Origin of the sequence: Sphingorhabdus sp. (assembly GCF_041737645.1) — a bacterium.
Taxonomy (GTDB): domain Bacteria; phylum Pseudomonadota; class Alphaproteobacteria; order Sphingomonadales; family Sphingomonadaceae; genus Sphingorhabdus_B.
The window spans coordinates 1-8,151 of sequence record NZ_JBGSRI010000028.1 but is presented as its reverse complement, the minus strand read 5'-3'; the positions used below and the strand labels follow the sequence as shown (position 1 = coordinate 8,151).

The window sequence follows — 8,151 nt, the reverse complement described above, 5'->3', positions numbered from 1 at the left end:
GTCGTCGCGCTGACGGCGAATCTCGGTGATCTCAACTGCCCCGTGCGCTTCGGCGAGCGAGCGGAATGCCGCCCCCGCCTCAATGGCCTGCAACTGCTCGGGATCGCCGACAAGCACGACCTTCGCGCCAGCATCCCGTGCCGCCGACAGCACCCGCTCCATCTGGCGTGTTCCTGTCAGACCTGCCTCGTCGATGACAAGCACATCGCGTTCGCTCAATTGCTCACGGCCATGTTTCCATTGATATTCCAAGCTGGCAATCGTCCGCGACGCGATGCCAGACCCCGCTTCGAGATTTTCAGCGGCAATACCCGAGAGCGATGCCCCGCGCACATTATAGCCCTCACGTTCCCAAGCATCACGCGCAACGCCAAGCATCGCCGACTTGCCACTTCCGGCATACCCGACGACTGACGCAAGATCGCGCTCGCCGGTGACATGATCGAACGCATCTCGCTGCTCGCCCGACAAGACCAGCCCGCGCTCTGCTGCGCCATCAAGCGCAGCATGGCGGTTACGATCCTCAACCCCGTGCCGCTCGCTGGTCGCCAGCATCGACGCGGACAGGCCAAGCCGCTCCTCTACCGCGATCATATCACGGCTGGTGAACCGCTCCTGATCCTTCCCGTCCTTGCCCAATGCAACAAGCTCGGGGGAGCCGCGCATAGAAGCCATGACGGAATCAAACTGATCCTTGCCGTCGCTATGCCGGAACGCGAACTGGGCAAGATCGCGCATCGTGAACGTAGCTTGCGAATGCGTAATAGCGCTGAGCGCAATCGCGGGATCGGCAATGATCTTGTCGCCATTCTCGCAGGCGATCCGCACATGATCGTCGGCGCGTTCGGCATCCTCGCCGTGCATCGCGCGCCGTGATCCCGCTGCACCAATCTTGTGCTGCGGTTCTAGCGGGATGCCTTGGGCTTCCAATGTCCGGTGATCGACCCGCGCATCAAGGCCTAGCTCGTCCATGCTGGTGTTGACATGATCGGCCCAGCTCACGCGCCATTCCTGCAACAGCTCCTTGCTGTTCCAGTCGCGCTCCTTCTGACCAAAGCCGTCGGGGCCGACTTCGCGCATCGACAGCATGACGTGGGCATGGGGTTTGGGACTGCCATCGGCGGCCTTATCCCAATGCACATTAAGATCGGCAATCATGCCGCGCGCCACAAACTCGCGAGCGACAAAATCGCGCGCCAGCGCGATGCCGTCAGCCTCGTTCATCTCTCGTGGAATCGCAAACTCGACATCGCGCGCAAGCTGCGCGTCCTTGCGAACCTCGCCCGCCTCGACGGCGTTCCAAAGTGTCTCGCGGTCTGCCAGCCGCTCCGGCGCACCTTGCGGCAACATGATCTCGGAATGCACGACACCGGCCTTGTTGGTAAAGTCATGATCGCGGCCAAGCCGGTCGTCGATTAGCCGTTCGGCGGCGCGATAGGCAGCCGATGCAACCGCGCTCGAACCATTGGCGCGGCTGACGACTTTGGCAGAGAAATGGTAGATCGCCATAACACTGCGGAGTCTCTCACTTTCAAGCAACGTTGGCAACAACGTATAAGCGCGCACTCAAAACTGTCTTCGCCATTTTTGGCGTGACTTGCTTCTCTATGTGAATGACGATGTTGTCTGAAACGCAATTTGCGGATACGCTAGCGTTCTAAATGCAAGTAATCGGAGAAACGCAATGCGTAAAGTCCGGGATTATGATGCTGAATTAAAAGCCCTGAGCGACAAGGCGCGGCTGATTAAAGCCCGCAAAGTCGAGCAGCTTGGCGCGCTCGTCGTAGCGACCGGTGCCGACGCACTTGACCTTGAGGTAATCGCTGGGATGCTCCGCCACGGCGTTATCGAAGCCAAGCAAGAATCCGTAAAGGAGAACTGGCGCGCAGACGGTGCCACCTTTCTCAAGGGGCGCGGGCGCAAAAATAATGAAGCTGTTGAAGGCGACTGAACAGGCGCTGGTAAAGAACGCGGCGGCGCGACGGCGGGCTGAATCAGGCCAGCGCCGCCACGATACAAGGGAGTGGGTGGTGGAACGACGGGAACGAACAAGGCATCTGATTGAACTGGGCGGTCTCGTCCAGAAATCGGGTCTGGTCGAACTCTCGGGTGACGACCGTGCCACCCTTTACGGCGCGATGCTCGATCTTGCTGGCCGCGCCGGGGATGATGATGCGCTGGCGCTTTGGAAGCGGCGGGGCAAGCGAGCCTTTGATGCCGAAGCCGAAGCAGCGGACGGGGAGGATTGATCGGTGCAGGGTCGGCTTCTCGGCTGTGCGTTGCTGCTCTTCGTCGGGGTGCTTCTTGTCGCATGGTGGCTGCCAAAGACTCACACGGCATTCTGGCTCATTTTGATTGGTGGCCTCGCGGCGTGGATCGGTGGCATCTACCTCAAGGTCAGGTTCCCTCCTCCTGACGATACACTTGGCTCGGCGCAGTTCGGATCGCGCGCCGATGTGAACGCGCTGGCCAAGAACAAAGGCGATCTGCTGATCGGGCGCGATACCTTTGGCCGGTTGCTTCGGTATGACGGCCCTGCCCATCTTATCACCATTGCCCCGACACGCTCGGGCAAGGGGGTTGGCACGATCATTCCCAATCTGCTCACTGCCAAACGGTCGGTTGTCTGTATTGACCCCAAGGGCGAGAACGCTCGCGTGACCATACGCCAGCGCGAGGCGTTCGGGCCGGTTCATTGCCTCGACCCGTTCGGTATCACGGGACGACCAACGGCGCGTTACAACCCGCTTGACCATCTAGATGCCGACAGCATCGACCTTGCCGAAGATGCGATGACGCTCGCCGATGCGCTGGTGTTCGATGAAAATGAAACCGAAGCGCATTGGAACGAGGAGGCCAAAGCCCTGATCTCGGGCATCATCCTCTACGTCGTCTGCCACGATGATGCCGCGCACCGCAATCTGACCAGCGTTCGGGATTATCTGACGCTGGCCCCTGACGACTTCACCGCGCTGCTGACGGTGATGCAGGCAAGCGACGGCGCTGGCGGATTGATCGCGCGCGCCGCAAATCGCTACCTCAGCAAATCGCACCGCGAAGCGGCGGGCGTGTTGTCGGGCGCGCAACGCCACACACATTTTCTCGACAGCCCGCGCATAGCCCAGGTCGTCAATGGGTCCGATTTTGCCTTTGCCGATCTCAAGGACAGCATGGCGACGGTGTTCCTGATCTTGCCCCCTGACCGGCTCGATACCTATTCGCGCTGGCTCCGCCTGTTGGTAGCGCAAGCTATAGGCGAAATGGCGCGGTCGTCCGCCAAGCCGCTGCGCCCGGTGCTGTTCCTACTCGATGAGTTCGCCGCGCTCGGGCGGCTGCAACCTATCGAGCGCGCGATGGGGCTGATGGCCGGATACGGGCTGCAACTCTGGCCGATCTTGCAGGACATTCACCAGTTGCGCAGCCTCTATGGGAAGAACGCCGGGACGTTCCTTTCCAATGCCGGTGTCCTCCAAGCCTTCGGGGTCAATGATTATGACACCGCCGATATGCTGTCGAAAACGATAGGTCGTGAAACCATCACCTATGAAACCGGCGGACAGAGCGAACAGGACGTGATGGTCAAAGACCCCGAACGATCCTTGAGCAAAACCGAGCACCTCGCCACCCGCAATCTGATGGACCCGAACGAAATTATGAAGCTCGCCCCTGATACGCTGCTGCTGATGCGGGTCGGCGAGAATCCGTTGATCGTGAAAAAATTACAATATTACACGGACAAGGAATTTGCGGGGATGTTTGATGTGACTTGAAAAGATTGGCAGCTACCGACAACTTTGGCGACATTCTAACCTGCTTGCGACTTCGCCAAAAGCGGCCATATATTCGCATGATGGTTATGATCGAAACATCCCGCCTGTTGATGCGTCCACCGGTCGAAGCGGATTTCGACGCGTGGGCCAACTTCGACGCTGACGAAAATGCCACTCGCTTTTTCGGTGGCCCTAAAAGTCGAGCGGCGGCTTGGGAGATGTTTGCGACAGCCGCAGGCATGTGGGCTCTCCGAGGTTGCGGTCTATTCAGCGTTTTTACGAAACAGTCTGAGACATGGGTCGGGCGTGTTGGACCGTGGAAACCTGAGGGCGCCACAAGTGAAATTGGTTATGCGATTTTGCCAACGTGTTGGGGCCAAGGCTTTGCGACCGAGGCGGCAGAAGCTGCTATCGATTGGACGCTAATCAATCTTCAGTGGGACCAGATCAACCACTGCATTGATGCTGATAACAGCGCCTCTATCGCCGTTGCGGAGCGGCTTGGCAGCAAATGGTTACGTTCAGCTGAGGACGCCACAGGAAAGCTTACCCAAGTCTATGGGCAAAGTGCCCGCGAATGGATGGTGCGGTCGCGCACGCCGTGATGCTGCTGCCACAAGCGGCAGCAAATCAAGTCGGATCGCCGATAGCGGACAGTCAGCACTCCCCAACATCTTTGTCGTTGGCTACTCCGCAATGAATACGGGGCGGCATTGATGCCACTTCAAGCAAGAGCTTCGGATAGCGCTCAATCCAATGCTTAGAGGCGACCCGATCGACAAATATCGAGAGTTTGTCACAGAGGAAGTGCGGCGTTGGACGCAATCGCAGGGCGAACAGGTCGTGAAGTCCTAAGGGTGCGTTGACCTCCACCGAACCTGAGTATCCAAGCCTGACCGCGACCGCTGTTGCCGTCTCGGGCCAGTGTCGCATGGCATCAGACACGCAGAGATAGGGATCATCACCATTTCGAAGGTGCATTCGGGCTTGGTTTTTGACAGACCATCGCAGGCTGGGCAACGCGCCGCACAACCGTTGCTCAATGCAATCATCGACATCAGCCTGCGGCGAGGCAGCGTCATACCAGATGACATCAACATCGCCGTTGGGTTCGCGCACGTCAAACCCGTGAAGGCGGTCCCAAAGGGCGTCACGGACAAACCCCGCTCCAATCCAGCAATCCGGGAGGTCAAGAGCCGCTACGATCTCTAACGCTTTACGTCGCAGAGGATCGGTAGTCATTAGCGTGTGAAGGACGGCAAGCTGATCCATGTGAAGCACTGTAGCCCCTTCCACCGATTCCTGCTTCGTCTATTTCGCAAGGCGTTGTCTGCCATTACACGGATAGGAGATTCGACATCAGAGCCAGTTACGAACTTACGCAATCCAGCCCGCCGTGCTGGACCCGAGTTTCGTTGCTGGCCGTGTCCAGTTCATCGGAGTGCTAGCAATGTTGACTGGTGGGAGCAAACGCCGCGCTGGCCCCCAATCTGTTTGCTCAACGGCGGCGGCAAAGTCTTCATCTATTGGCGGCGCAAATTCGGCGTTTGATGGACTGCCCTTGTAATCAACTAGAAGTTTGGCAGTGCGCGCCAACGACACCCGTGCGCATAACGTGCCTGAACCGGTTGTTCTAGCGATCACACCTCGAACTGCGGCTGCTGCCAAGAGATATCCCGTAGCATGATCGAGCGCTTGGACCGGAAGCGAGACCGGAGTGTCAGCGTTTTGCCAATCCATTCCCGCTGACGCGATACCGGATGAAAACTGGACGAGGCTGTCAAAGCCGCGCCGCCGCGCCCAAGGGCCGCTATGGCCATAAGCATCAAGAGATATATCTATAAGGCCCGGACGAATAGCCTGTCGCTCTGCGGCACTGAAACCGATGCCTTCAAGCGCATCGCTGCGATAACCGTGAATCAGTATATCCGCCTCTCCGAGCAATCTCTTGAAGGAATCGCGCCCGGAAACGGTTTTGAGGTCGAGCCTTGCGCAGCGCTTGCCAAGCGTGACTTCGGGAATGACGCCCGGTTCATCCCATTCCGGTGGATCGACCCGCAAGACATCCGCTCCATATCCCGCAAGGAATCGGGTTGCGACAGGCCCTGCTAGGACGCGGGTAAGATCAAGAACACGCAGGCCGGAAAGCGGGCGAGCGGGCGAGGAACGCCATTCGCTGACTATTCCGTTGCTTGGTGTGGTCCAGATTATCAAAGGTTCCGCCGTGACCGCCTTGCCTTGCGGGTGGGCCGCCCATTCTGCGCCAGACCGCAAGCGTGCGGCGCAGCCGCCAGCGGCGACAATCGCGTCTTCAAGCTCGTCTCCGCGCCATGTCTCGACTTTTTCCGCGACAGCCTCTCGGGTGGGTTCGCAGTCAAGAACCGAAAGCGCTGCTGCTCGGTGATGCGGGGCATTGGTATGGAGCTTGATCCATCCATCCGAAGACTTGTAGTCGCCTGCAATGGAGTCCCAAGGGCTTGGTAATTCCCAGCCCAGCGGCTGGATCGACCATCCAAACCAGAGCGACGCTGACCGGTAAGACACCGAGACTGGTGGGACAGCAGAAAATAAACCAACCAACTCGGAAACCGTCGTGGCAGCCGCACCTATTGAGGCGGCAGCAAGCTCTGAAACAGGAAAGCAGGATGGCAATCGATCTTCACCCGAAAACGTGACTCGCGATCCGGCTTCATCGGGCAAGTCAAGGGCGACCAGAATGGAGTCAAGCATGGATTGGGTAACATCGTTGGACATCAGGCACCTATCGTTCGGATCGGTAACACTAATCACCGGTTGCCTATCCAATCAATCTTGATACATATAATCAACATGAATGGTTGGATTGATCGCGACACGGCATTGTCCCGTTTGGGCGTCAAAGCGCAAACGCTCTATGCTTATGCGAGCCGGGGCCGCATCCGCGTGCAATCTGATCCCGCCGACAGTCGTCGAAGCCTGTATAATGCCGATGACATAGCAGAAGTGTCGGTTCGCAAAGCGCGTGGGCGCAGGTCAGCAGCGATTGCGGCTAGCTCTATGAACTGGGGAGAACCGGCGATCCCGACAAGCCTTTCTACCATTCATCATGGCAAGCTCTACTATCGCGGGCAAGATGCCATCGAACTGGCCCGCAGTTCGATGGTCGAAGAGGCTGCGGCCCTCCTTTGGGACGTGCGCCGTCCACCCGACTTTTCGGGTCATACCATTGAAGCGAGCGAGGATGCGTTTTCCGTTCTTGCCACCTATGCGTCACAAGGTCAGCCCATCCTTGGCCGCAGCAGCGAGCATCTTGCACAGGATGCCGCCATGATAATTGGCGGATTGGCATCGGTCTGCGGCGCAATAAGTGGTTTCGATCCAATACATGAACGACTTGCTCGCGGCTGGAATTGTGATGCGCAATCTTCGCACCGTTTACGTCAGGCGCTGGTCGCAATGGCTGATCACGACCTTAACGCCTCAACATTTGCGGCGAGGGTAGCCGCATCAACCGGGGCTTCATTACCCGCCTGCCTGCTTGCCGGACTGTGCACACTGTCCGGCCCACGCCACGGCGGCGCTGGCGAAGCGTTGCGTTTCCTTGCCGAAGATTCCCGACGGCAAGGTGCGGAGAAAGCTGTTCTGCAATGGCTAGAGCGTGACCGGATGCTTCCGGGATTCGGCCATAATCTCTATCCCGATGGCGACCCCCGTGCGGCTATGATGCTTTCGGATATCGAGCCAACGGCTGATCTGCTGGCGCTCGCCGCGAGCGTTTTCGAGCTTACGGGGTTGCTTCCCAATTGTGACTATGCGCTGGCGGTGATGGTTGAAGTTTTAAGGTTGCCCAAAGATGCGCCATTCCAAATCTTTCTCATTGGTCGAGCTGTTGGCTGGTGCGCCCACGTCATCGAACAAAATCGGGACGGAACACTAATAAGGCCGCGCGGTAAGTATGTTGGCGTTTTGCCGAGCTGAACCATAGCGGGGCGGCAACGCCGCCCCGCTGGATGGTCAGTCCTGCATATCGTCTTCGACTGTCTTCACCTTGGTTTTGGCGAGGATCGCAAAGCCGTCCGCGATGAGGTCAACCGAGTATTGGGTGTGTCCGTCAACCTTGTATTTCGACTGGCCGATGCGCCCGGTGATGCGGACAAGATCGCCGATTGTGGCGTTGGCGAGCCGGTCGCGCATCTTGTCGAACAGGGTGATGCGGTGCCACTGCGGATCGGACTTCCACGTTTCGCCTTCGCGACGGTTGTAGTTGGTGGCGACCGAGATGTGGGTGACGTTCTTGGCGGGGTCGATCCTGCCCAGCCGTCCGATGATGTGAAATTCGACGATGTTCTGCACTGTCTGTCTCCTGATCGTGTCAGGCGAAATGTCCTGACGGACATGACAG

At 58.5% G+C, this 8,151-nt stretch carries 9 protein-coding genes; 5 read left to right on the top strand and 4 right to left on the bottom strand.

The features are described 5' to 3' along the window. Positions 1-1,509, bottom strand: a 1,509-nt coding sequence (gene traA, locus ACEW72_RS03475) for a Ti-type conjugative transfer relaxase TraA (protein ID WP_373474990.1), incomplete at its 3' end; no start/stop codon positions are given. Positions 1,510-1,684: 175 nt separating this feature from the next. Between traA and ACEW72_RS03470 the strand changes: the two genes are divergently transcribed. The 4 genes from ACEW72_RS03470 to ACEW72_RS03455 all read left to right on the top strand — a co-directional run bounded on the left by ACEW72_RS03470 (position 1,685) and on the right by ACEW72_RS03455 (position 4,375). Then, positions 1,685-1,951: a conjugal transfer protein TraD gene (locus ACEW72_RS03470; RefSeq protein WP_373474989.1), complete on the top strand. Its 267-nt coding sequence runs from the start codon at positions 1,685-1,687 to the stop codon at positions 1,949-1,951. A gap of 79 nt (positions 1,952-2,030) precedes the next feature. Continuing rightward, the gene (locus ACEW72_RS03465) at positions 2,031-2,249 is read left to right on the top strand and encodes a conjugal transfer protein TraD (protein ID WP_373474991.1); all 219 of its coding nucleotides are present in this window, start codon (positions 2,031-2,033) and stop codon (positions 2,247-2,249) included. 3 nt (positions 2,250-2,252) lie between these two features. Continuing rightward, positions 2,253-3,770, top strand: coding sequence for a type IV secretory system conjugative DNA transfer family protein (locus ACEW72_RS03460; RefSeq protein ID WP_373474988.1), 1,518 nt, complete (start codon positions 2,253-2,255; stop codon positions 3,768-3,770). 86 nt (positions 3,771-3,856) lie between these two features. After that, positions 3,857-4,375: a GNAT family N-acetyltransferase gene (locus tag ACEW72_RS03455; protein ID WP_373474987.1), complete on the top strand. Its 519-nt coding sequence runs from the start codon at positions 3,857-3,859 to the stop codon at positions 4,373-4,375. A 52-nt stretch (positions 4,376-4,427) separates the two neighbouring features. Here the strand turns inward: ACEW72_RS03455 and ACEW72_RS03450 are convergent, their stop codons facing one another. Together ACEW72_RS03450 and ACEW72_RS03445 are read right to left on the bottom strand one after the other, a co-directional pair. Continuing rightward, positions 4,428-5,012: a nucleotidyltransferase family protein gene (locus ACEW72_RS03450; RefSeq protein ID WP_373474986.1), complete on the bottom strand. Its 585-nt coding sequence runs from the start codon at positions 5,010-5,012 to the stop codon at positions 4,428-4,430. 135 nt (positions 5,013-5,147) lie between these two features. After that, positions 5,148-6,524 (bottom strand): CoA transferase, encoded by a 1,377-nt coding sequence (locus ACEW72_RS03445; RefSeq protein WP_373474985.1) that lies wholly within the window; start codon positions 6,522-6,524, stop codon positions 5,148-5,150. 75 nt (positions 6,525-6,599) lie between these two features. Between ACEW72_RS03445 and ACEW72_RS03440 the strand changes: the two genes are divergently transcribed. Beyond that, positions 6,600-7,727 carry a citrate synthase gene (locus ACEW72_RS03440; RefSeq protein WP_373474984.1) on the top strand — a complete coding sequence of 376 codons (1,128 nt, stop codon included), beginning with the start codon at positions 6,600-6,602 and terminating at the stop codon, positions 7,725-7,727. Positions 7,728-7,763: 36 nt separating this feature from the next. Here the strand turns inward: ACEW72_RS03440 and ACEW72_RS03435 are convergent. After that, a partial coding sequence (locus ACEW72_RS03435) for a single-stranded DNA-binding protein (RefSeq protein WP_373474983.1) occupies positions 7,764-8,151 on the bottom strand: 388 nt, incomplete at its 5' end.